The organism is Streptomyces sp. NPDC006476, assembly GCF_040612015.1.
Lineage (GTDB): Bacteria > Actinomycetota > Actinomycetes > Streptomycetales > Streptomycetaceae > Streptomyces > Streptomyces griseorubiginosus_B.
In genome coordinates, this window is sequence record NZ_JBEXPK010000014.1 from 1 (window position 1) to 21,750 (window position 21,750).

The window sequence follows — 21,750 nt, forward strand, 5'->3', positions numbered from 1 at the left end:
TCGAAGACGATCGTGGCGGTCAACAAGGACGCCGAGGCCCCGATCTTCGACCTGGTCGACTACGGCGTGGTCGGTGACCTCTTCGACGTCGTCCCCCAGCTCACCGAGGAGATCAACACCCGCAAGGGCTGAGCGCGTTCAGGGGCTGCCCGGGCCGGTGGCGTCAATGCGACCTGGGCAGCCCAGCACGTGCTGGGACACGTAGTTCAGCACCATCTCCTGGCTGATCGGCGCGAGTCGCAGGAGCCGTGACTCCCGGAAGTACCGCTCCACGTGGTACTCGCGGGCGTACCCCATGCCGCCCAGTGTCTGCACGGCCCGGTCCGCGGCCTCGAAGCCGGCGTCGGCGCACAGGAACTTGGCCATGTTGGCCTCGCGGCCGCACTCCAGCCTCCGGTCGTAGCGCCAGGCGGCGTTGCGGGCCATCAGACGGGCGGCGTCGAGGCGGGTGAGGGCCTCGGCGAGCGGGAAGGCGATGTCCTGGTTCTGGCCGATGGGGCGGCCGAAGACGACGCGGTCGCGGGCGTAGCGGGTGGCCGCGTCGAGGGCGGCCCGGGCGAGGCCCAGGGCCTCGTGCGCGAGCAGGATGCGCTCGGGGTTGAGGCCGTCGAGGAGGTACCGGGAAGCCCTCGCCCTCCTCGCCGATGCGGGCGCTCGCCGGGACGCGCAGGCCGTCGATGAAGATCTCGTTGAGCCGACGGCGTTGCGGCCCATCTTGGGGATCGGGCGGATGTGTTCGCTGCTGGCCAAGGCGGCGGCCGGCCACGCTCTGACGGCGGCACGGCACTGCCGGCAGGTGCTGGGCGGCATCGGCTTCACCGCGGAGCACCCACTGCACCGGCATGTGCGCCGGGCCGTCGTCCTGGACGGACTGCTGGGCAGCGCACGGGAGTTGACCCGTGAGGCCGGAGCGCCTGTGCGCGCGGAGCGGGCGGCGCACCGGCTGGTTCAGATGTGAGTCACCAGGGCAGGCGCCCGTTGACGTCGAAGTAGCCGCCGGTCGGGCCGTCGGGGCCGATCTGCGCCATCCGAACGATGATCTCGGCGCCCTCCTCGACGGTCTGCGTGCCCGTGTTGCCGTTCAGGTCCGTCTTGGTGAAGCCCGGTTCAACGGAGTTGATCCGCATCGTGGGGTACGCCTTCGCGAACTGCACGGTGAGCATGTTGACCGCGGTCTTGGAGGTCGGGTAGGCGATGCCGGGATAGAAGTGGGCGGGGTGTTCCGGGTCGGAGAGGTGGGTCAGCGACGCCAGTCCGCTGCTGACGTTGACCACGACCGGCGCGGGCGAGCGTTCCAGCAGCGGCAGGAACGCGTGCAGGACGCGGACCACGCCGAAGACGTTGGTCTCGAACGTGGTGCGCATGTGGTCGGCGGTGACGCTCGCCGCGACCGGCACGCTGTTGTCCTCGGTCCGGGTCTCCATCCCGGCGTTGTTGATCAGCACGTCGAGTCCGCCGTCGGCCTCGATCGCCTTGGCGGCGGCGTCCACGGAGGCGTCGTCGGTGACGTCGAGCCGGACGAACCGGGCGCCGAGCCGCTCGGCGGCCCGACGTCCGCGCTCGGGGTCGCGGGCGCCGACGTACACGGTGTGGCCCGCAGCGACGAGCCGACGGGCGGTCTCGAAGCCGAGACCCTTGTTCGCTCCGGTGATGAGTGTTGTCGTCATGCCGTCCAGCGTCCGCCGGCACGACGAGATCAGCCAGAAGACCCTTCTTCCTGGGACTGCCGGTACCAGGCACATATGCGGCCGACGGTGTTCACTGGGTGGCATGACGGCGACGGAACTCGGACAGGCGCTCAGGCGCTGGCGCGACCGGGTCGCCCCGGACGCGGCCGGGCTGCCCACCGGCGGGCATCGGCGCGCGGCCGGGCTGCGGCGCGAGGAGCTGGCCCTACTGGCCGGGATCTCGGCGGACTACATCACCCGCCTCGAACAGGGCCGTGCGACCAACCCCTCCGCGCAGGTCGTCGAGGCGCTGGCCCGGGCGCTGAGGCTGTCGGCGGACGAGCGGACGTATCTGTTCCGGCTGGCGGAGCTGGTGCCGCCGGGTCCGGAGGTGGTGCCGGCGTTCCTCACCCCCAGCGTTCAACGTCTGCTGGACCGGCTGGGGGACACCCCCGTCGGCGTCTCCGACGCGGCGATGAACCTGCTGGTGGCCAACCCGATGTACGCGGCGCTGATGGGCGATCAGTCCGCCCTGCGCGGCTTCGAACGCAATGGCGTGTGGCGCGCCTTCACCGGGATGCCGACCCGGGTGCGGCACACCCCGGAAGAACACCGCGCCTTCGAGACCGGACTGGTCGCCGAACTGCGGGCGACCGCCGCGCGTTATCCGGCAGACCGTCAACTGCGGCAGATGATCGCCGAGTTGCGTGGCCGGAGCGAGCGGTTCGCCGAGCTGTGGGACGCGGGGGTGGTGGGCCGGCTGGACGCCTCCCACAAGACGATCGACCATCCTGAGGTGGGTCTGCTGACCCTGGACTGCGATCTGCTCAGGGTGGATGCGAACGACCTCCACATCCTCGTCTACTCCGCCGAACCGGGCACCGAGGCGGCCGAGAAGCTGCGCCTGATCTCGGTCCTCGGCACCCAGAACCTGGTCGAGAGGCACTGACCTCCGGCGGTGCGACAACGCTCGGACGCCGATGCCTGTCGCAGCTTCTCCTTCATCTCGTCCAACTTGGCCAGGATCGGGTAGCCGCTGACGCTGAGGGCGTTGCCGTGTCCGGCCGCGGCCTTGGCCATGGAGGCGGCCAGGCCACGCCGTGGGTCGCCCTCGGCGATGGTGAGGGCCGCGAAGTAGGCGAGGGCCGCGGGCGCGTTCGACGGCCACGTGCATGTCGGCCGCCTTGTGCTGGACGGCCTGGAAGGAGCCGATCGGGGTGTCGAACCGGTGGCGGCCGCGGACGTGGTCGAGGACCAGGTCGAGGGCGCGCCGACAGGCGCTGACGACGGTCAGGGCGAGACCGGTGAGGGCGATGTGCCGGGCGGCCTCCGGATCGGCCCGGCCGCGGTCGCTCTCGGTGACCCGGACCTCGGGGAAGATGACCTCGGCGATGTGCAGCCGGGGGTCGAAGACGGGGGTGCGTACGGCGCTCACCTCGGTGGCGGGTACGACGTACACGCCGGCGTCGGTGACCACGCCCAGGTGGTCGGCCCGGTCCCCGTCCAGTACGTGGCGGGCGGTGCCCTCCAGGAGCAGGCCGCCGTCGACGGGGCGCGCGGTGACGCCGGAGAGGACGGCGGCGCCGGACCGGCCGGGGGCGGCGAACTCCGGTGCGAGCGGGGCGAACTGGGTCAGCGTTGCCAGGTACGGGGTCGGGTCGGTGGCCCGGCCCAGCTCCTCCAGGACGATGGCCAGTTCGACCGCGTCGGCCGGATCCGTCAACTCCGTCCAGCCCAGGTCCCCGTACGTGCGCCACAGCGGGTCCGGGTCCGGCGCCGTCGTCGGCGCGCACCAGCGTCGGCAGGCACTCCTTGAGGACCGTTTTGTGCACGGCGTCCTGCCACAGCCGCTGCTCGGCGTCGAACTCAAACAGCATCGGGACCCCCGACTGCGAGAATTACATTCTCCGATTTCAGAATCAGCAGTCTCCCTCACGTCATCCGAGCCGTCCAGCCTGGTCATAGGATGCTTGTCGCTAAACTGCAGTAATGTTCTCCGCATGGCACCTGAGGCGGACCAGCCCGTGAGCACCCCGGCCGCGGAACCGGCCTGGAAGCAGCGCGCGGTCGAGCGTTCCACGCAGGCGGCGAAACGTCGGGCCGAGCAGCGCGTGGAGCGGTTCCTCGAGGCGGCCCAGGCGATCATGGCCGAGAAGGGTACGACCGACTTCACGGTCCAGGAGGTCGTGGACCGCTCGAAGCAGTCGCTGCGCAGCTTCTACCAGCACTTCGACGGCAAGCACGAACTGCTGCTCGCACTGTTCGAGGACGCGATGAGCAAGTCGGCCGACGAGCTGCGGGCGCTCGCGGTCCAGCAGGCTGATCCGCTGGACCGGGTCCGGGTCGTCGTCCAGGAGTTGTTCGAGATCTCCCGCCCTGGCCTCTCCGCCCGACAGCGACCGCTGTTCAGCGACTTCGCCATGCGCCTGCTCGTCTCGCACCCGGCCGAGATGCGGGTCGCCAACGCGCCGCTGCTCGCGCTGTTCACCGAGCTGATGGAGGAGCTGGAGGAGGCGGACCTGCTGCGCTCGGGCTTCACGGCGAGGCGGGTCGCGGCGCTGACCATGCAGACGGTCATGTTCAACGCCCAGTCCAGCGGTCAGGAGGGCGCGCACCCGATCACCGCGGAGGAGATCTGGGACTACTGCGCGAACGGCTTCACGATGGACGCGTACTCTTCCTGAGAATTGCATTCTCAGGAATCGAAAGCGTCGCTTACGCTCGGGGCATGCCGCTTGCCTCGAGTGACCTCTGGGACGACCTGCTCGGCTGCCTCGATCTGCGCCCGCTCCCGTCCCCGGCCCCCGGCTGCACGCGGCGGGAGCGGCCGTGGTCGTCGCCGATCTCGCCGACGACAAGGGCAAGGGCCTGGAGGCCGAGCTGGGGGTCCGCTATGTGGGGACGGACGCCACCGACGAGGCGGACATGCGGGCGGCGATCGCGGAGGCGGAGGCCCTGGGACCGCTGCGGATCTCCGAGGACACCCACGGCGGTCCGGCGAGCGGGGGCCGGCTGGTCGGCCGGGACGGTGAGCGGCTGGACCTCGCGGAGTTCCGGCGGACGATCGACATCTATCTGACCGGCGTCTTCAACGTGATGCGACTGACGGCCGCGGCGATGGCCCGCCAGGAACCGGCGGACGGGGACGGGGGCCGGGGTGTGATCGTCAACATCGCGTCGATCGCCGCGTACGAGGGCCAGATCGGTCAGCTGCCCTACGCCGCCGCGAAGGTGGGTACCGCATCCCCGGCGGATGGGCCGCTCCCCCGAGTACGCGGCGCTGGTCCAGCACATCTGCGAGAACGGCTATCTCAACGGCGAGGTGATCCGCCTGGACGGGGCGCTGCGGTTCCCGCCCAAGTGAGTCCCCGAAAAGGCGGATGCCGGGTCGGTGACGACCCGGCCTCTCCTGCTTCCCGGCTCAGTCCGTGCCGGACTCCATGGCCGCGCGGTCCAGCAGCGCGTCCTCCTCCGAGACCGCACCGCGGGAGGCGATGGCCTCGGCGCCGCCCTCGGGCAGTTCGGGCATGGTGCCGATGAGCCCGGTCGCGGCGGCCTGGGAGGCGCCGATGGTGGGGCTGCCGGTGCCGATCAGGCCGAGGCCGACGTACTGCTCGAGCTTGGCGCGCGAGTCGGCGATGTCGAGGTTGCGCATGGTCAGCTGGCCGATCCGGTCGACCGGGCCGAACGCGGAGTCCTCGGTGCGCTCCATCGACAGCTTGTCGGGGTGGTAGCTGAACGCCGGGCCGGTGGTGTCGAGGATCGAGTAGTCCTCGCCGCGCCGCAGCCGCAGGGTGACCTCGCCGGTGATCGCCGAGCCGACCCAGCGCTGCAACGACTCACGGATCATCAGCGCCTGCGGGTCCAGCCAGCGACCCTCGTACATCAGCCGGCCAAGGCGACGGCCCTCGTTGTGGTACTGGGCCAGGGTGTCCTCGTTGTGGATGGCGTTGACCAGGCGCTCGTAGGCGGCGTGCAGCAGGCCCATGCCCGGGGCCTCGTAGATGCCGCGGCTCTTGGCCTCGATGATCCGGTTCTCGATCTGGTCGGACATGCCCAGGCCGTGGCGGCCGCCGATGGCGTTGGCCTCCATCACCAGGTCGACGGCGGTGGCGAACTCCTTGCCGTTGATCGTCACCGGACGGCCCTGGTCGAAGCCGATCGTCACGTCCTCGGTGGCGATCTCGACGGCGGGGTCCCAGAACCGGACGCCCATGATGGGCTCGACGGTCTCGACACCGGTGTCCAGGTGCTCCAGGGTCTTGGCCTCGTGGGTGGCGCCCCAGATGTTGGCGTCGGTGGAGTACGCCTTCTCGGTGCTCGCCCGGTAGGGCAGGTCATGGGCGAGCAGCCACTCCGACATCTCCTTGCGGCCGCCGAGCTCGGTCACGAAGTCCGCGTCGAGCCACGGCTTGTAGATCCGCAGGTTCGGGTTGGCCAGCAGGCCGTAGCGGTAGAACCGCTCGATGTCGTTGCCCTTGTAGGTCGAGCCGTCGCCCCAGATCTGGACGTTGTCCTCGAGCATCGCCCGCACCAGCAGCGTGCCGGTGACGGCACGGCCGAGCGGCGTGGTGTTGAAGTAGGCGCGCCCACCGGAGCGGATGTGGAACGCGCCGCAGGTCAGCGCGGCCAGGCCCTCCTCGACCAGCGCGGCGCGGCAGTCGACCAGGCGCGCGATCTCGGCACCGTAGGTCTTCGCACGCCCGGGCACCGAGGCGATGTCGGGTTCGTCGTACTGACCGATGTCGGCGGTGTAGGTGCAGGGGACGGCGCCCTTGTCGCGCATCCACGCGACCGCGACCGAGGTGTCGAGGCCGCCGGAGAAGGCGATGCCGACGCGCTCGCCGGCGGGAAGGGAGGTGAGGACCTTGGACATAGCAAGAGTATGCATCAACTCGCATGGTCATGCAAAGCCCGTATCCACGACCTCACCGAAGTCACACACCGGCCCCCGAGGAGGCCACCCGCCGGTTCCGCAGAAACCGCACCACCGACCCCCAAAGAGACAGCACGCCTGCGCCCACAGAAGCCGCACTGTCGGCCCCCCGCAGAGACAGCACGCCTGCGCCCACAGAAACCGCACCACCGACCCCCGAAGAGACAGCACGCCTGCGCTCGCAGAAGCCGCACTGTCGGCCCCCCGAAGAGACAGCACGCCTGCGCCCACAGAAGTCGCAGTGTCGGCCCTCGAAGAAGTCCCGGTCGGCGCCCGCCGAGACCTCAAGCGAAGCCCCGCATGAGCCTCACGTGGACTCCCGCACGACCAGCCGGCACGGCACCGTGTGCACGCCCGGCACCGGCCCGGAGTCGATGGCCTCCAGCAGCTTCAGCGCGGCGATCCGGCCGATCTCCGTGAGGTCCATGTCAATCGTGGTCAGCGGCGGGCGGCAGGCCAGCGCCATGGTGTCCCAGTTGTCGTAGCCGACGACGGCGATCCGCCCGGGCACCTCGATGCCGCGCTCGCGCAGCGCGTCCGCCACCCCGCGCGCGATCTGGTCGTTGCCGCAGAAGAAGGCGTCGGTGTCGGGTGCCGTACGCAGGACCGCGTCGGCGGCGCGGCGCCCCCACGCCTCGCTCCACTCGCCGAAGTGGACGCGCCCGCCGGCGAGCTCCAGCGAGGAGTGGGCGAGCAGGTCGAGGGCGTGACGGGCGCGGTCGCGGGCGGCGGCATGGTGCTCCGGGCCGGTGACATGGGCGATACGGGTGCGCCCGGTGGCTATCAGGTGCTCGACGGCGAGACGGGCGCCGCCCCGGTCGTCGGAGGCGACGGAGGTGTCGGAGGGGTCGGTGGACGGGGAGAGCGCGTAGACGATCGGGATGCCGTCGACGCCCTGCAGGGACGGCCGCGGGTCGGTGCGGCGGCCGGTGACGATGATGCCGTCCACCCGCCGGTCCATGAGATTGCGCAGATGGTGCTGTTCCCGGATGGTGTCGCCCCGGGTGTCGCACAGCAGCACGGAGATCTTCCCGGCGCCGAGCGCGTCCTCGGCGCCCAGCAGCACGGGCGTGCTGAAGCGCCCGATGCCGTCCGTCGTCATCAGTCCTACCGTCCAGCTGCGCCCGGTGTGCAGGCTCTGCGCGTGCTGGTTGGGCCGGAAGCCGAGCTCCTCCACGGCGTCGAGCACCCGCTGCCGGGTCTCCGGGCGCATCCGGCCGCTACCGCTGAGCGCCTTGGAGGCCGTGCCGACGCTGACGCCGGCGAGCGCGGCGACGTCGGCGAGCTTGGCCCGTCCGGCAGAGGGGGAACGCGGAGCGGCTTCCGTCACGAGCAATCCTTTTCTCAATCGTCGTCCCTCTCGGGTTCGGCGCCGTCCATGGTGTCAGGCGGCCCGCTGGAGTGCCAGTCCTTGAGCAACCAGAGAAACACTGCGCAGACCTCTTGACCGCGATCCTCTCCCTGCCCTCTACTCAACGGCGAGGAAAACGGTTGCGCACACCGTTACTCAGTCCCGGTCGCTCCCCCGCCTTCGACCTCTCGGAGAGCCATGCCCCGCACCAACTCCGCCCAGCCCTCCCCCACCGGACCGGTCCGCCTCGGCCCCGGCTCCCACTCGGCCCTGCGCCCCGTCGCGGTCGACGTGGCCGACGGCTTCTGGCACGCCCGCCGCGAGGTCAACGCCCGGACCTCCATTCCCCAGGGCCCCGGCCTGCTGGAGTCCGCGGGCAACCTGCACAACCTCCGGCTGGCGGCCGGCACGGCCGACGGCGAGTTCCAGGGCGCATACCCGTTCGTGGACACGGACGTCTACAAGTGGCTGGAGGCCGCCGCCTGGCAGCTGGCCCAAGGCCCGTCCGAGCAACTGGAGTCGGACGTCGACCGGATCGTCTCCCTCGTCGCCGCCGCCCAGCAGCCCGACGGGTATCTGAACACCTGGTTCCAGCTGGTCAAGGGCGGCGAGCGCTACCAGGACCTGCGCTGGGGCCACGAGTTGTACTGCGCCGGCCATCTCATCCAGGCCGCCGTCGCCCACCACCGGGCCACCGGCCGCACCGAACTCCTCGATGTGGGCCGCAAGTTCGCCGACCACCTCGACGCGGTCTTCGGTCCGCCCGGCAGCGGCAAGAAGATCGACGGCATCGACGGCCACCCCGAGGTGGAGACGGCCCTGGTGGAGCTGTACCGGGAGACCGGGGAGCGCCGCTACCTCGACCTCGCCGGCTACTTCGTCGACCGGCATGGCCATGGTCTGCTCGGCGGGGAGGCCTACTGCCAGGACCGGGTGCCGGTGCGCGAGGCGACGAACGTCGAGGGCCACGCCGTACGGCAGTTGTATCTGCTGGCTGCGGTCGCCGACCTGGCCACCGAGACCGGGGAGGCCGAACTCCGGTCCGCCGCTGAGCGGTTGTGGCAGGCCATGACCACCACCAAGACCCATCTCACCGGCGGGCTCGGCGCCCACCACGAGTGGGAGGACTTCGGCGACCCGTACGAACTGCCCAACGAGCGCGCGTACTGCGAGACCTGCGCCGCCATCGCCTCCGTGCAGTGGAGCTGGCGCATGGCCCTGCTCACCGGCGAGGCCCGCTACTCCGACCTGATCGAACGCACCCTGTTCAACGGCTTCCTGGCCGGTGTTTCCCTCGACGGCGAGTCCTGGCTGTACGTCAACCCGCTCCAGGTCCGCGACGGCCACACCGACCCCGGCGGCGACCAGTCGGCGCGCCGCACCCGCTGGTTCCGCTGCGCCTGCTGCCCGCCGAACGTGATGCGGCTGCTGGCCGCCCTGGAGCACTACCTCGCCACGAGCGACGACGACGGCCTGCAGATCCACCAGTACGTCAGCGGCCGCTACACCGCCGGCCCGGTCGCCGTACGCGCCGAGACCGACTACCCCTGGCACGGCACGATCGCCCTCACCGTCGAGGACACCCCGGCCGACCGGCCCTGGACGCTGTCCCTGCGCATCCCGCGTTGGTGCCGTGACTTCCGGGTGCGGTGCGGGGAGGAGACGTACGACTCCCCCGCGCGGGACGGCTGGCTGCGGCTGGAGCGGACCTGGGCGCCCGGGGACCGGGTCGTGCTGGAGCTGGTCATGGAACCCCGGCTCACCGCGGCCGATCCGCGGGTGGACGCCGTGCGCGGCTGCGTGGCCATCGAACGCGGGCCGCTCGTCCACTGCCTGGAACAGGTCGACCACCCCGGGGGCGGCCTGGACGACATCGTCATCGACACCACACGCCCGCTCGCCGTGAAGCACCGCCCCGACCTGCTGGGCGGCGTCACCACGGTCGTGGCGGCCGGCCGGCGCCGGCACATCCCGGACGCCGGCTGGTGGCCGTACACCACCGCCGACGACCCCGCGCGGCAGGACGGCGACCCCGTCGAGCTCACCGCGATCCCCTACTACGCCTGGGCCAACCGCCAGGACGGCGCGATGCGCGTCTGGCTGCCCACCTCCTGAGCCCCTTCTCCACGACAACGAGGTCACCCGTGATATCCACCCGCCGCACTCTCCTGGCCGCCGTCGCCGCCGTCGGCACGCTCGCCTCGCTCACCGCCTGCGGAGGAAGCTCCGGTTCCTCCGGCTCCTCCGGCACGACCGGCGGGACGTACACCTTCTGGGACCCCTACCCGCAGTTCGACGCCTCCTCGGCCTGGGGCAAGCTCGTGACCTCGTGCGGCACCAAGGCGGGGGTGAAGCTCAAGCGGACCGCGTACGACACCACGGACCTGGGCAACAAGGCGCTGCTGGCCGCGCAGCAGGGCAACGCACCCGACGTCATGCTCGTCGACAACCCGGTCGTCTCCACGCTGGTGGAGGCGGGGATTCTCAACAAGACGAGCGACCTGGGCCTGAACACGTCGTCGATCCAGAAGAACATCATCGGCGCGGGCACCATCGACGGCGCCTCCTACGGGGTGCCGATCGGCGCCAACACCCTCGCCCTCTACTACAACAAGAAGATCCTCACCGCGGCCGGCGTCGACCCGGCGTCCGTCAAGGACTGGAACTCCCTGACCGCCGCGCTGAAGAAGGTCAAGGGGGCCGGGAAGAAGGGCATCACCTTCTCCGCGATCAACACGGAGGAGGGCAGCTTCCAGTTCCTGCCCTGGTTCTGGGGCGCGGGCGGCGATCTGACCAAGCTCGACTCCGACAAGGGCGTTGCCGCCCTCACGCTGTGGAAGCAGTGGGTGGACGCCGGCTACGCGCCCAAGGACGTCCTGCAGAACACCCAGACGACCAGCTGGCAGGAGTTCGCCACCGGCGACTACGCGTTCAGCGAGAACGGCACCTGGCAGCTGGGCAACGCGGACAAGGCCGGCTTCGGCTACGGCATCATCAACATCCCCGCACAGAACGGCGGTTCGGCGCCCGTGCCGACGGGCGGCGAGTTCGTGACGGTGCCCGTGCAGAAGGACACCGGGCGCTACTCCGCAAGCAAGAAGATCGTCACGTGTCTGACCAGCGACGCGAACCTGCTGCCCACCGACACCACACTGATGTACGTCGCCCCCACGGCCTCGGTCCAGGCCGAACAGGTGAAGCAGAACCCGAAGCTCAAGCCGTGGGTGGACGCGGTCGCGGCCGCCCGTGGCCGCACCAGTGGCGGTCTGGGCACCAAGTACCCGACCATCTCGCAGCCGATGTGGACCGCGGTCCAGGCGGCGCTGTCGGGCAGCAAGAGCCCCAAGGACGCGCTGGACGCCGCGCAGGCCGCGGCGGGGAAGGGCTGACCGGTGGCCGTGAGTCTGCGGGTCCGTGGGGGCCCGCCGCGCCCCGCGGCAAAGCCGCGCACCGGCGCGGCGCGGCGCCCCGACCGGGACGCCGCGCCGCAGGGAGCCCGCCTGTCCCCTGCCCTTCGGCGTCGGCTGACCGCGTTCGCCTACGTCCTTCCCCTGCTCGCCTACCTCGGCGCCTTCTACCTCTATCCGCTCTACCGCAACCTCGACCTGAGCCTGCGCGACTACACCGTCCGCTCCTTCGTGGCCGGGGACGCCCCGTTCTCCGGCTGGGCCAACTTCCGGAAGGTGCTGGACGATCCGACGTTCGGCCCGGCGATCCGGCACACGATGGTCTTCACCTTCGTGTCCATCGCCTTCCAGTACGTCATCGGGCTCGCCCTCGCGGTCTTCTTCAACCGGCACTTCCGTCTCGCGCCCACCCTGCGTGCCCTCTTCCTCATCCCGTGGCTGCTGCCGCTGATCGTGTCGGCGTCGACCTGGTCGTGGATGTTCAACAGCGAGTCGGGAGTGGTGAACTACTTCCTGCACTTCCTCGGGGTCGGCCCGGTCGGCTGGCTGACCTCGCCGGACTGGGCGCTGACGTCGGTGATCGTCGCCAACATCTGGATCGGCATCCCGTTCAACCTGGTGATCCTCTACAGCGGTCTGCAGAACATCCCGGCCGAGCTGTACGAGGCGGCGGCCCTGGACGGGGCGAGCGCCTGGCAGCAGTTCCGGCGGATCACCTTCCCGCTGCTGCGGCCGGTGTCCGCGATCACGCTGCTCCTCGGTCTCGTCTACACCCTCAAGGTGTTCGACCTGATCTGGATCATGACCAAGGGCGGTCCGGGTGACTCCTCCTCGACCCTGGCGACCTGGTCGTACCAGCTGGGCTTCGGCACGCTGCTGCCCAAGTTCGGCCCCGGGGCCGCGGTCGGCAACATCCTCATCCTCATCGCGCTCGTCTTCGGGCTGCTGTACATCCGCGTCCAGAGGAGGCAGGAAGCGTGAAGTCCCGCTCCAGAAGCCGCCGTTACACCGTCGTCGGCCTCGTCCTCACCGCGTTGATGCTGTTTCCGGTGTACTGGATGCTCAACGTTTCGCTCACCCCGCAGCAGGACATGCGCAAGGACCCGCCCGACCTGTTCCCGCTGCACCCCACCTTCGAGGGCTACCGGGCCGTCCTGGACGACCAGTTGCCCTACCTCGGCACCAGCCTGCTCATCGGCCTCGGCACGGTCGCGCTGACCCTGCTGCTCGCCGCCCCCGCCGGCTACTCGCTGGCGAAGCTCCGTCCGCGTGGGGGCGGCGCGCTCGGACTCGTCCTGCTGGTCGCGCAGATGATCCCCGGGATCGTCATGGCGATGGGCTTCTACGGCATCTTCCTGGACCTCGGTCTGCTCAACTCCTGGTGGGGACTGATCATCGCGGACTCCACCATCGCCGTGCCGTTCGGCGTCATGATCTTCACCGCGTTCATGTCCGGCATCCCCGGCGAGCTCATCGCCGCCTCCCGGATCGACGGTGCCGGCACCTTCCGCACCTTCTGGTCGGTGGTGCTGCCGGTGAGCCGCAACGCCCTCGTCACCGTCTCGCTGTTCAGCTTCCTGTGGGCCTGGTCCGACTTCGTCTTCGCCAACACCCTGGACGGCGGCGGCGATCTGAGGCCGATCACCCTCGGCATCTACAAGTACATCGGCAACAACAACCAGGAGTGGAACGCGATCATGGCCACCGCCGTCGTCGCGTCCGTCCCCGCAGCGGTCCTGCTGGTCCTCGCCCAGCGTTATGTGGCCGCGGGTGTCACCGCGGGCGCCGTGAAGGACTGACACCACCCGCGATTCCCCTCTCCCCCTTCCTCCCTGAGGAGACCTCTGTCATGAGCCGCACAAGACCCCCCGTTCCGGCGCGCCTGACGGCCGTCCTCGGCGCCGCCACCCTCACCGCGGCCGCCCTCGCCACCGCCGCACCGGCCCAGGCCGCCCCCACCTCCTCGACCACCCTCGTCGTCAACGCCGACCAGACCCTCCGCTCCGTCACCCATGTGGCGACCGGCAGCCTCTACGGCCTCGCCGACGCGAGCACCCCGGCCGACAGCCTGGTCACCCCGCTCAAGCCGAACACCTTCGTCCAGATGGCCCCGGGCGGCTCCCAGTTGCCCAACGGAGAGCCCAAGCCCGCGGGCGACGCCCTGGTGGTGGCCGCCAAGGCGGCGAACGCCGGCGCCAAGGTCGTCGTACGCATGCCGGACTGGTACCCGAACTTCCCCTACAAGTGGGTGAGTTGGAGCGACTGGCTGTCCGCCGTGGACAAGCAGGTCGCGTCCGTGCAGTCCTCCGGCGCCACGAACATCGCGGCGTACGAACTGTGGAACGAGCCCGACTGGACGTGGGACACCACCCACGCGGGCGCCTTCGACGCGGGGTGGGCGCGCACCTACCAGGAGGTCCGGGCGAAGGACACCAGGACGCCGATCCAGGGCCCGAGTTACTCGGCCTGGAACCAGTCCTGGATGAGCACGTTCCTCACCGACGCCAAGGCGAGCGGCACCGTGCCGGACATCATCTCCTGGCACGAGCTGCAGGGTTCGCAGAACATCGCCGCGCATGTCTCCGCCTACCGCGCACTGGAGACCAGCCTGGGCATCAGCCCGCGCCCCATCGCCATCGAGGAGTACGGCACCACGAGCGAGGTCGGCGTGCCGGGACCGCTCGTCGGCTATGTCGCCAAGTTCGAGCGGGCCGGAGTGCACGACGCCGAGCTGGCCTTCTGGAACCACTACGGCACCCTCGGCGACACCCTGACCGACACCGGCGGCTCACCGAACGGCGCGTACTGGCTCTACAAGTGGTACGGCGACATGTCCGGGAACATGGTCGTCACCACTCCTCCGGCGCAGACCGGCATCGACGGCTTCGCCGCCCGGAACGGGGCCGGCAACCAGATCAGCGTCGTCGCCGGCGGCTGCACCGGCTCCTGCGCCGTCACCGTCACCGGCCTGTCCTCGCTGTCGGCCTTCGGCAGCACGGTGCACGTCAAGCTGGAGTACACCCCCTCGAAGGGCCGTACGACGGCGGTCTCCGGGCCGCTCACCGTCTCGGACACCGACTACCCGGTCAGCAACGGCTCCATCACCGTGCCCGTCACGATGAATGCCTCCGACGGCTACCACCTGGTCATCACCCCCAGCGGCACCAGCACCTCACTGGCCGGGCGGTACCAGATCACCAACAAGAACAGCGGCCTCGCCCTCGACACCAGCGGCGCGGGCACCGTCCAGGGCACCTCGGTCGTCCAGGCCACGTCCACCACGGGCACCGACCAGAACTGGACCCTCGTGGCCGCCGGGAAGGGCCTGTACAAGATCCAGCAGCAGGCGAGCGGGCTGCTGCTCGGCATCAACGCCATGAGCACCGGCGACGGCGGCACCGCCCTGATCTGGGGCGACAACGGAACCGCCGACCACCTCTGGCAGCTCATCCCGGACGGCGCCGGCTACTACAAGATCGCCAACTACAACAGCGGACTGCTGCTCGGCGTGAACAACATGAGCACGTCCTCCGGCGCCCAGGTCCTGCAGTGGGACGACAACGGCACGGCTGACCATCTGTGGAAGCTCACTTCCCGGTGAGCCGGGCCAGCGTGTCGCGGAAGTCGTCGGTCTGGAAGGACTGTTCCTCGGCGCTCGTGGCGTAGTCGAGGGTGGCGAGCACCGCGCGTTCCAGATGCGTGTTGAGGACGCGTTTGGTGCTCTCCGCCGCCTGCCTCGGCAGCCCGGCGATCCGTTTCGCGCAGGCCGTCGCCTCGGCCGGCGGTCGGCCACCACATGGTTGGCCAGCCCCAGGGCGACGGCCTTCTCGGCCGGAATACGGGCGCCGGTGAGGTCGTACTCCTTGGCCGGCAGCAGGCGGTGTGCGGGCCAGGTCAGCGGACCGCCGTCGGCGGCGAAGGACTCCTTCACAGGAACCGGACAGGTGACTCGGACTGGTACCGCGTTCACTCCTCGAGCACCTTCACGTCCCAGGGGCCCAGTGGCACACCGTCGTCGTACACGGTGTCCGACAGCACGTCCCGCAGGGGCCCGGGCACGGGCACGGACACCGGCTCCCACGACCAGTTGTGCAGGAAGCGGACCCGGCGGCCGTCCGGGGCGGTTGCCGTGGTCGAGGTGACGCTCGGGTGGGCCGGGCGCCAGGAGTCGACCGGGGCGGTCCAGTCGAACAGGGCGCGGGCGAAGGCCGGGTCGGGGACCGTGCCGACGTGGGTGACACGCCCCTTGCCGTGCGGGTGCGTGGTGACCGCGGGCCACCGGCCGAAGTGCGGGTGGACGTACCCGGCCAGTTCCTCGGCACCCTGCGGACGCAGACCGTCCGCCCAGTACAGGGCGTGCGCCTCCGGCGGGAGGGCGAGGGTGGCGGTGCCGCTGACCGGCAGGGGTCCGTCAAGGTTGCTGAACTCGTCGTACGTCACCCCGGCCGCCTCCGCCAGACGCGCCGGCTGGGCGTCGGTGCGGGCCCGTGCCTCGTGATCGGCGTAGGCGGTACGCGGACCGAGGACGAGGTGGCCGCCCCGCTCGGCGTAGGCCTTGAGACGGTCGAGGACCGCGTCGTCGGCCGCGTAGTAGGCGGGGACCACCAGGACGGGAGGCAGGTCGGCGTCGGCGAGTTGGCCCGGGTGCAGGATGCGGGACTGCAGGCCCGCGTCGAAGGCGCCCCGGTAGAAGGCGTCGAAGATCCTCTCGTACGAGCGCGCGTCCGGGCCGCCGTCCGCGTCGGCGAGGGGCGGCTGCCCCTGCAACGCCCACTTGCTGGGGCCGTCGTAGAGGAACACCACGTCGGCGTCCGGGGTCAGCTGGGCCGCCAGCTCCCCGGCGTTCTCCAACTCGGCCCCGAGAGCGGCCAGTTCGCGGTACACGCGGCCCGGCCGGCCGTTGTGCGGGAGGATGCCGCCCCAGTAGGTCTCGGCGCCGAAGTGCAGGGTGTGCCAGTGCCAGTACTCGATCATCGCGGCACCGCGCGAGATCAGCGCCCAGGCGGCCTGGCGCCACTGGCCGTCATAGGCAGGCCGGTTGTTCCAGGAGAAGCCGATCGCCTGCGCGTTGGTCTCCGTCACCAGGAACGGCTCCTGGCGGGAGGAGTACATGCGGTCGGCGCTGCGGTACAGGGCCCAGGTGCCGTTGGTCGTCCAGTCCTGGCCGGAGCTGCCCCGGTCGGGCAGGGCGAGGGCGTCCTGCATCGTGTAGTAGGGGTTGCCCGCCGTGACGTCGAGGCGTTCGGTGAGCCGGTCGTCCTCCACGCCCGGACGGTCGTAGGAGATGCAGGTGGTGACGAACTGGCCAGGGCCGGCGTACTCGCGCACGATGTCGGCCTGCCAGGCGATGAACTCCGTGACCAGACGGGCCTGGAACCGGCGCCAGGCGAGGTCGTACTGCGGCTGGGCGTTGCCGTCCGGCCGCCACAGGTCGGCCCAGGTGGACAGCCGGTGCGACCAGTAGACCAGCCCCCACTCCCGGTTGAGGGTCTCCACATCGCCGTACCGCGCGCGGAGTTCGTCGGTGAAGCGCTGGAACACGCCATGGTTGTGCAGGAGATGCAGGCCCGGTTCGTTGTCGACCTGGAAGCCGATCACGGCCGGGTGATCGGCGTACCGGGCGACGACCTTGCGGATGATCCGCTCGGCGTGGAAGCGGAACGCCGGGTGGGTGATGTCGACCTCCTGCCGGGCGCCCCAGCCGATGCGCTCACCCGTGCGGACCTCCCCGGTGATCTCCGGGTACTGGCGGGCCAGCCACGGCGGCACGGCGTACGTCGGCGTGCCCAGGATCACCGAGATGCCCCGCTCGTGCGCGCCGTCGAGCACCGGCTGGAGCCAGTCCAGGTCGAACCGTCCGTTCTCCGGCTCCCAGGTAGACCACACCGATTCGCCGACCCGGATGACCGTGAAACGCGCCTCGGCCATCAGGTCGAGGTCGTCCTTCAGCCGCTCGTGGGGCTGGTACTCGTGGTAGTAGGCGGCGCCGAACAGAACGCGGCGAGGAAGCGGGAACATGGTTCTCCAAATGGTGATTGACGGGACGTCAGCCCTTGACGGCGCCCGTGGACAGTCCTTCGAGGAGCTGTTTTGTGTGCGCGTGCGCGACCGTCCCGGGCGGCGCACGCGGGCAGGGCTGTCCGGGCCCGCGGCTGGGGTGCCGGGGCCGTTCGGCCGGGGGGTCAGCGGCGGGGCGGTGCGGGTCTGCGGGCCGGTCCGGTGGAGGCCCGTACGGTCAACTCAACGGCGGGGGCGCTGGGTTCGTTGGGAGTGGGCCGTCCTTCGATCATGGCGACGAGCACGTCGATCGCGCGCTCGGCGATGACGGTGAAGTCCTGTCGGACGGTGGTCAGGGGCGGTGAGAGGTAGGCGGCGGCGGGGATGTCGTCGAAGCCGACGACGCTCACCCCGTCCGGGACGGACACTCCCGCTTCGGCGAACGCCCGCAGCGCACCGATGGCCATGTCGTCGTTGGCGGCGAACACGGCGGTGACGTCCGGGAGTCGGGCGAGCCGCCGTCCTGCGGCGTACCCGGAGGCCGGGGTCCAGTCGCCGGCCTCGGGCAGGGGCGGTTCGCTCGCGCCGGCGGCGGCGAGGGCCTCGCGCCAGCCCCGTACACGGTCACGGGCGGCCCACCAGTCCTGCGGACCGGGGATGTGCCAGACGGTGCGGTGGCCCAGGGAGAGCAGGTGCTCGGTGGCGATCCGCGCGGCGAGGGCGCCGTCGGCGCCGACCACCGCACTGACGCCGCCGGTCTGTTCCAGCCCCTCGGCGAGGCTGACGACGGGTACGTCCGCGCTGATTCTGAGCGGGGTGCCGTCGTCGATGGGCTCGGACAGGATGATGCCGTCGACGCCCTGTCCCAGCAGCGCCTCGACGGCGACCGGGACGCGCTGCCCTTCCAGGGTGCTGGCCACGGCGAAGGAGTAGCCCGCCCGCTGCATCGCCCGTTCCAGCGCGATGAGCAGGGTCGAGGGGCCGTACAGGGCGGTGCCCAGGGAGACGACGCCGATGCGCCGGTAGCGGCCCAGGAGCAGGGCGCGCGCCGCGTTGTTCGGGCGGTAGTCCAGTTCCTCGATGACCCTCAGCACGCGGTCGCGCACCTCGGGGCTGACGTGCGGTTCCCCGTTGACCACCCGTGACACGGTCTTCTGTGAGACGCCGGCCGCGCGGGCGACCTCGGTCATGCCGGGGCCGCGACGACGGCGCCCGGAACCGTCCGGGATCCCCTCGGTTCTACTTGTGGCCATACGCTCTCCCGCGGATTCCCTGGCGTGACTACGTAGTCAATCGAGCCCGGCCGCGGGGGTGGCCGCTTTGACTACGTAGTCACGCCAGTGTCGGGAAGAACGAGGGCCGCGTCAATGGCTCTGTACGGACATGGGTCCGTACGGACAATGGGTCTGTTCGGAGACGAAGCCGCCGACGTCGGTTCCGGGTCATCGCGCGAGCGCAGCCCGGGTGACCGCGAGGGCCTGCTCGGCGTAGGAGCGGCCGAACAGCACGGCGTGGACCAGCAGGGGAAAGAGCTGGTGCAGCCCGACGCGGTCGCGCCAGCCGTCCGCCAGCGGCGCGGCCTGTCGGTAGCCGTCCAGGACATGGTCCAGGTGCGGGCAGCCGAAGAGGTGGAGCATCGCGAGGTCGGTCTCCCGGTGGCCGCCGTGCGCGGCCGGGTCGATCAGCCAGGCGTGGCCGTCGGCACCCCAGAGCACATTGCCGTTCCACAGGTCGCCGTGCAGCCGGGCGGGGGGTTCGGCAGGACCCGCCAGGTCGGGCAGCCGCTCGCAGAGGCGCTCGACGGCGGACGTCTCGGCGGGGCGGATCACGCCCCCGTCGACCGCGGCACGCAGATACGGCAGCACCCGGTGCTCGGCGTACCAGCGGGGCCAGTCGGCGCCGGGGACGTTCCGCATCGGGGCGAGCCCGATGTACGCGTCGACGGGTCCGTCGGGCGGCGGCGCGCCGAAGGCGGGTGCGCCGGTCGCGTGCAGTGCGGCCAGCTCGCGCCCGAACTCCTCCGCCGTCCGTGCCGTCGCCCGGCCCTGCGGTACGAGATCGGTGACCAGCCAACTCCCCTCGCACCCATGGACGTTCGGAACGCGAACCGTGCCCGCGTCCGCCAGCCAGCGCAGTCCCGCCGCCTCGGCCCGCACGGCGTCGGCCTCGTCGGCCCGCTTCACCAGCACCGATCCACCGCCGTCGAGGGCGACTTCGGTGACCGCACCGGCCAGCGGGCGCTCACCGCGCACCGCGCGCCCGGTCAACCGCACCACCGCCGCACCGGGCCCGTCACCGACCGGAGCCCGTCCGCTCATGCGGTGCGCCGCCGGACGGTCCCGGGGGCCGCGAGGCTCACCGTCGAGGTCCCGGGCCCCCTCACGCGGGCGGAGCCTCCATCACCCGGCGGACCCGCGTGACCGCGGCCGCCACCTGCTGCTGGACCTCCTCGCGCAGCGGCAACCCCTGCACCGTGTCCACCAGGTCCTGCGCCAGCACATGCAGCTTGGTGTTGGTGTTCTGCGACGCCGTGACGAGCACGGTCCATGCGGCCTCCGGAGTCAGGTTGAACGTGGCCATCAGGATGCCCCGGGCCAGATCTATGGCGGGCCGGGTCCGCATGGCACGCCGTAACTCGGCGACCTCCCTGCGCAGTTCCCCGTCGACGTCCACGCGCGGGACACGCTCGTCCGGGGTGGCCCCCGCGCTCTGAGAGGCGGGCCCGGCCTGCGGGAACAGCTCCCGGGCGCCGGTCAGTTCCAGGAGCCGGTCGACCGAGGGACAGCTCACGCGCAGGGTCACCGTCTTGCCGTGGTCCATGGCCCGCCGCCGCAGATCCAGCAGCAGATTCAGCCCGGCGCAGTCGCAGAACGCGACCTCGCCCAGGTCCAGGTCGACGCCTCCGGCCGAGTTGTCGAGCGCCTCCTCCAGACGGTCCCGCAGCTGTCGGCTGCCGAAGTCGAGCTCGCCGTCGATCCGGATGTCCGTGCGCTCGCCGACCGGCAGCACATGGATCGTCGCGAGGCACGGCGGCACGGACGACGGGGCACCGCCGACCGTCGTGTCGTCGGCGTCCTGCCTCGTACGGGGCCGCGCCGCGTGCGCCGGCTCCGGCATGGCGTGTCTCCCTCGTATGCTCGGCCGCCCTCGACTCCCAGGTTCCCCGGTTCGACCCACATACGTCAACCAATACAGGAAACGCAGTACGTGTTTTTGAATGCGCGAAACCTGGGTCGCTAGAGTGGGGGCATGGATGGAGTGCCCGAGCCACACACCGGATGGACGTTCATCACGAATCATGCGCGGGTGCTGGCAGCCATCGCGGACAACCACAGCGCCCGAATCCGCGACATCGCCGCCCACTGCCGCCTCACCGAACGCGCCGTCCAGAAGATCATCGCCGACCTGGAGCAGGCCGGATACCTCTCCCACACCAGGGAGGGACGCTCCAACACGTACCGGATCGACCCCAGCAAGGTGCTGCGGCATCCGGCCGAGGCCGGCCTCACGGTGGCGTCGCTGCTGTCGCTGCTCATCCAGGCCGAGGCGGACCGCACGACCACCGCTCAGCCGAACGCCCGCCCGCACGCCTCGGCCTGAGCGAGCGGCGGTCGCGGTCGGCCCGGACGGCCGCGCAGGTCAGTGGTCGGCGGTCTCGCCGAGGGCCGTCAGGACGTCCTCGTCCGTCAGCTGCTCGAACTCCTCGTAGCACGGGCCGACCGCCATGAAGTCGTCCCGCCGCTGCAGACAGATCACCGCGTCCGCCTCCGCGCGCAGCAGGTCCGCCGCCTGCGGCGAGCAGACCGGGGCGGCCAGCACGACCCGCTCGGGTCCCTGTCGGCGTACGGAGCGCAGGGCGGCGCGGGCCGTGACGCCGGTGGCGAGCCCGTCGTCCACCACGATCACGGTGCGGTCCGCCAGGTCGGGGGCGGGGCGGTCCTGCCGGTAGCGGCGCTGGCGGCGCCGGAGTTCCTCGCGTTCCCGCTCGACGACGGGCGCGAGTTCGGTCTCGGTCAGGCCCAACCGGTCCAGGGCGTCCTCATCGAAGAGCGGCTCGTCGTCCCCGGCGATCGCGCCCACGCCGAACTCCTCCTGGAAGGGGGCGCCGATCTTCCGTACGACCAGCACGTCGAGCGGGGCGTCCAGGGCCCACGCCACCTCACGGGCGACGGCGACACCGCCTCTCGGCAGGGCCAGGACCAGGGGGTGGGGCAGCACGCCCTTCTCCTGCTCGATCCGCAGCCGCTCGGCCAGTTCCCGCCCGGCGTGCCTGCGGTCATGGAACTGCATCGCGGTCGTCACGGTCGTCACCCCTTCCCGCACGACGTCCACACTCTCCTGCCCGCCTACCCCGGGCGCCCCGGCCGATGCACCGCTCCCGATCGCGCGTGC

The 21,750-nt window shown here is 71.0% G+C and carries 18 protein-coding genes and 3 pseudogenes; 11 read left to right on the forward strand and 10 right to left on the reverse strand.

The window, feature by feature from the left end:
- Positions 1-132: pseudogene (locus tag ABZZ74_RS17380) on the forward strand (electron transfer flavoprotein subunit alpha/FixB family protein); the annotation flags it as partial.
- A 6-nt stretch (positions 133-138) separates the two neighbouring features.
- Here the strand turns inward: ABZZ74_RS17380 and ABZZ74_RS17385 are convergent.
- On the reverse strand, positions 139-714 hold the full coding sequence (locus ABZZ74_RS17385; protein ID WP_356765695.1) for an acyl-CoA dehydrogenase: 576 nt from the start codon (positions 712-714) through the stop codon (positions 139-141).
- A 16-nt stretch (positions 715-730) separates the two neighbouring features.
- Here ABZZ74_RS17385 and ABZZ74_RS17390 point away from each other — a divergent pair, with 16 nt between their 5' ends.
- A complete protein-coding gene (locus ABZZ74_RS17390; protein WP_356765697.1) occupies positions 731-958 on the forward strand; it encodes a hypothetical protein in 228 nt (75 codons plus the stop codon).
- A 1-nt stretch (position 959) separates the two neighbouring features.
- On the opposite strand, the gene ABZZ74_RS17395 is transcribed toward ABZZ74_RS17390, so the two are convergent.
- Positions 960-1,667: an SDR family NAD(P)-dependent oxidoreductase gene (locus tag ABZZ74_RS17395; protein WP_356765699.1), complete on the reverse strand. Its 708-nt coding sequence runs from the start codon at positions 1,665-1,667 to the stop codon at positions 960-962.
- Between the two features lie 103 nt (positions 1,668-1,770).
- Here ABZZ74_RS17395 and ABZZ74_RS17400 point away from each other — a divergent pair, with 103 nt between their 5' ends.
- Complete coding sequence (locus tag ABZZ74_RS17400) at positions 1,771-2,616, forward strand: helix-turn-helix transcriptional regulator (RefSeq protein WP_356765701.1); 846 nt, start codon at positions 1,771-1,773, stop codon at positions 2,614-2,616.
- Positions 2,617-2,874: 258 nt separating this feature from the next.
- Here ABZZ74_RS17400 and ABZZ74_RS17405 read toward each other — a convergent pair.
- A pseudogene (locus ABZZ74_RS17405) lies at positions 2,875-3,669 on the reverse strand (acyl-CoA dehydrogenase family protein); the annotation flags it as partial.
- Here ABZZ74_RS17405 and ABZZ74_RS17410 point away from each other — a divergent pair.
- Both ABZZ74_RS17410 and ABZZ74_RS17415 read left to right on the forward strand, forming a co-directional pair.
- Positions 3,668-4,351, forward strand: a complete 684-nt coding sequence (locus tag ABZZ74_RS17410) for a TetR/AcrR family transcriptional regulator (RefSeq protein ID WP_356765703.1) — start codon at positions 3,668-3,670, stop codon at positions 4,349-4,351. The pseudogene ABZZ74_RS17405 and the gene ABZZ74_RS17410 sit on opposite strands and share 2 nt — an antisense overlap.
- Before the next feature lie 145 nt (positions 4,352-4,496).
- Positions 4,497-4,850, forward strand: a pseudogene (locus tag ABZZ74_RS17415) (SDR family NAD(P)-dependent oxidoreductase); the annotation flags it as partial.
- 238 nt (positions 4,851-5,088) lie between these two features.
- Here ABZZ74_RS17415 and argG read toward each other — a convergent pair.
- Positions 5,089-6,543, reverse strand: coding sequence for an argininosuccinate synthase (gene argG, locus ABZZ74_RS17420; protein WP_356765705.1), 1,455 nt, complete (start codon positions 6,541-6,543; stop codon positions 5,089-5,091).
- 367 nt (positions 6,544-6,910) lie between these two features.
- Positions 6,911-7,933, reverse strand: a complete 1,023-nt coding sequence (locus tag ABZZ74_RS17425; RefSeq protein WP_356765707.1) for a LacI family DNA-binding transcriptional regulator — start codon at positions 7,931-7,933, stop codon at positions 6,911-6,913.
- Positions 7,934-8,152: 219 nt separating this feature from the next.
- Here ABZZ74_RS17425 and ABZZ74_RS17430 point away from each other — a divergent pair, with 219 nt between their 5' ends.
- From ABZZ74_RS17430 to ABZZ74_RS17450, 5 genes are all read left to right on the forward strand, one after another.
- A complete protein-coding gene (locus tag ABZZ74_RS17430) occupies positions 8,153-10,069 on the forward strand; it encodes a beta-L-arabinofuranosidase domain-containing protein (protein ID WP_356765709.1) in 1,917 nt (638 codons plus the stop codon).
- 29 nt (positions 10,070-10,098) lie between these two features.
- A complete protein-coding gene (locus tag ABZZ74_RS17435; protein WP_356765711.1) occupies positions 10,099-11,343 on the forward strand; it encodes an extracellular solute-binding protein in 1,245 nt (414 codons plus the stop codon).
- A 111-nt stretch (positions 11,344-11,454) separates the two neighbouring features.
- Complete coding sequence (locus ABZZ74_RS17440) at positions 11,455-12,342, forward strand: sugar ABC transporter permease (RefSeq protein ID WP_356766071.1); 888 nt, start codon at positions 11,455-11,457, stop codon at positions 12,340-12,342.
- On the forward strand, positions 12,339-13,160 hold the full coding sequence (locus tag ABZZ74_RS17445) for a carbohydrate ABC transporter permease (protein ID WP_356765713.1): 822 nt from the start codon (positions 12,339-12,341) through the stop codon (positions 13,158-13,160). Before ABZZ74_RS17440 ends, ABZZ74_RS17445 begins: the two co-directional genes overlap by 4 nt.
- A gap of 50 nt (positions 13,161-13,210) precedes the next feature.
- Positions 13,211-14,962 carry an RICIN domain-containing protein gene (locus tag ABZZ74_RS17450; RefSeq protein WP_356765715.1) on the forward strand — a complete coding sequence of 584 codons (1,752 nt, stop codon included), beginning with the start codon at positions 13,211-13,213 and terminating at the stop codon, positions 14,960-14,962.
- Positions 14,963-15,327: 365 nt separating this feature from the next.
- On the opposite strand, the gene ABZZ74_RS17455 is transcribed toward ABZZ74_RS17450, so the two are convergent.
- The 4 genes from ABZZ74_RS17455 to ABZZ74_RS17470 all read right to left on the reverse strand — a co-directional run bounded on the left by ABZZ74_RS17455 (position 15,328) and on the right by ABZZ74_RS17470 (position 20,475).
- Entirely contained in the window at positions 15,328-17,379 is a 2,052-nt protein-coding gene (locus ABZZ74_RS17455) for a beta-galactosidase (protein WP_356765717.1), read from the reverse strand.
- Positions 17,380-17,543: 164 nt separating this feature from the next.
- Entirely contained in the window at positions 17,544-18,611 is a 1,068-nt protein-coding gene (locus ABZZ74_RS17460; protein WP_356765719.1) for a LacI family DNA-binding transcriptional regulator, read from the reverse strand.
- Between the two features lie 189 nt (positions 18,612-18,800).
- Complete coding sequence (locus ABZZ74_RS17465; protein ID WP_356765721.1) at positions 18,801-19,676, reverse strand: fructosamine kinase family protein; 876 nt, start codon at positions 19,674-19,676, stop codon at positions 18,801-18,803.
- Positions 19,677-19,737: 61 nt separating this feature from the next.
- Positions 19,738-20,475: an ANTAR domain-containing protein gene (locus ABZZ74_RS17470; RefSeq protein WP_356765723.1), complete on the reverse strand. Its 738-nt coding sequence runs from the start codon at positions 20,473-20,475 to the stop codon at positions 19,738-19,740.
- Positions 20,476-20,607: 132 nt separating this feature from the next.
- Between ABZZ74_RS17470 and ABZZ74_RS17475 the strand changes: the two genes are divergently transcribed.
- Positions 20,608-20,958 carry a helix-turn-helix domain-containing protein gene (locus tag ABZZ74_RS17475; RefSeq protein ID WP_356765725.1) on the forward strand — a complete coding sequence of 117 codons (351 nt, stop codon included), beginning with the start codon at positions 20,608-20,610 and terminating at the stop codon, positions 20,956-20,958.
- Between the two features lie 39 nt (positions 20,959-20,997).
- Here the strand turns inward: ABZZ74_RS17475 and ABZZ74_RS17480 are convergent, their stop codons facing one another.
- A complete protein-coding gene (locus tag ABZZ74_RS17480) occupies positions 20,998-21,648 on the reverse strand; it encodes a phosphoribosyltransferase family protein (RefSeq protein ID WP_356766073.1) in 651 nt (216 codons plus the stop codon).
- Positions 21,649-21,750: the final 102 nt, after the last annotated feature.

Excerpts from the sequence above, each read along its gene's own strand:
- ABZZ74_RS17455 (WP_356765717.1), bottom strand. The coding sequence starts at position 17,379 with ATGTTCCCGCTTCCTCGCCGCGTTCTGTTCGGCGCCGCCTACTACCAC.
- ABZZ74_RS17470 (WP_356765723.1), bottom strand. The coding sequence starts at position 20,475 with ATGCCGGAGCCGGCGCACGCGGCGCGGCCCCGTACGAGGCAGGACGCC.
- ABZZ74_RS17385 (WP_356765695.1), bottom strand. The coding sequence starts at position 714 with ATGGGCCGCAACGCCGTCGGCTCAACGAGATCTTCATCGACGGCCTGC.
- ABZZ74_RS17410 (WP_356765703.1), top strand. The coding sequence starts at position 3,668 with ATGGCACCTGAGGCGGACCAGCCCGTGAGCACCCCGGCCGCGGAACCG.
- ABZZ74_RS17465 (WP_356765721.1), bottom strand. The coding sequence starts at position 19,676 with ATGAGCGGACGGGCTCCGGTCGGTGACGGGCCCGGTGCGGCGGTGGTG.
- ABZZ74_RS17475 (WP_356765725.1), top strand. The coding sequence starts at position 20,608 with ATGGATGGAGTGCCCGAGCCACACACCGGATGGACGTTCATCACGAAT.
- ABZZ74_RS17480 (WP_356766073.1), bottom strand. The coding sequence starts at position 21,648 with ATGCAGTTCCATGACCGCAGGCACGCCGGGCGGGAACTGGCCGAGCGG.
- ABZZ74_RS17395 (WP_356765699.1), bottom strand. The coding sequence starts at position 1,667 with ATGACGACAACACTCATCACCGGAGCGAACAAGGGTCTCGGCTTCGAG.
- ABZZ74_RS17400 (WP_356765701.1), top strand. The coding sequence starts at position 1,771 with ATGACGGCGACGGAACTCGGACAGGCGCTCAGGCGCTGGCGCGACCGG.
- argG (WP_356765705.1), bottom strand. The coding sequence starts at position 6,543 with ATGTCCAAGGTCCTCACCTCCCTTCCCGCCGGCGAGCGCGTCGGCATC.
- ABZZ74_RS17390 (WP_356765697.1), top strand. The coding sequence starts at position 731 with ATGTGTTCGCTGCTGGCCAAGGCGGCGGCCGGCCACGCTCTGACGGCG.
- ABZZ74_RS17430 (WP_356765709.1), top strand. The coding sequence starts at position 8,153 with ATGCCCCGCACCAACTCCGCCCAGCCCTCCCCCACCGGACCGGTCCGC.
- ABZZ74_RS17460 (WP_356765719.1), bottom strand. The coding sequence starts at position 18,611 with ATGGCCACAAGTAGAACCGAGGGGATCCCGGACGGTTCCGGGCGCCGT.
- ABZZ74_RS17450 (WP_356765715.1), top strand. The coding sequence starts at position 13,211 with ATGAGCCGCACAAGACCCCCCGTTCCGGCGCGCCTGACGGCCGTCCTC.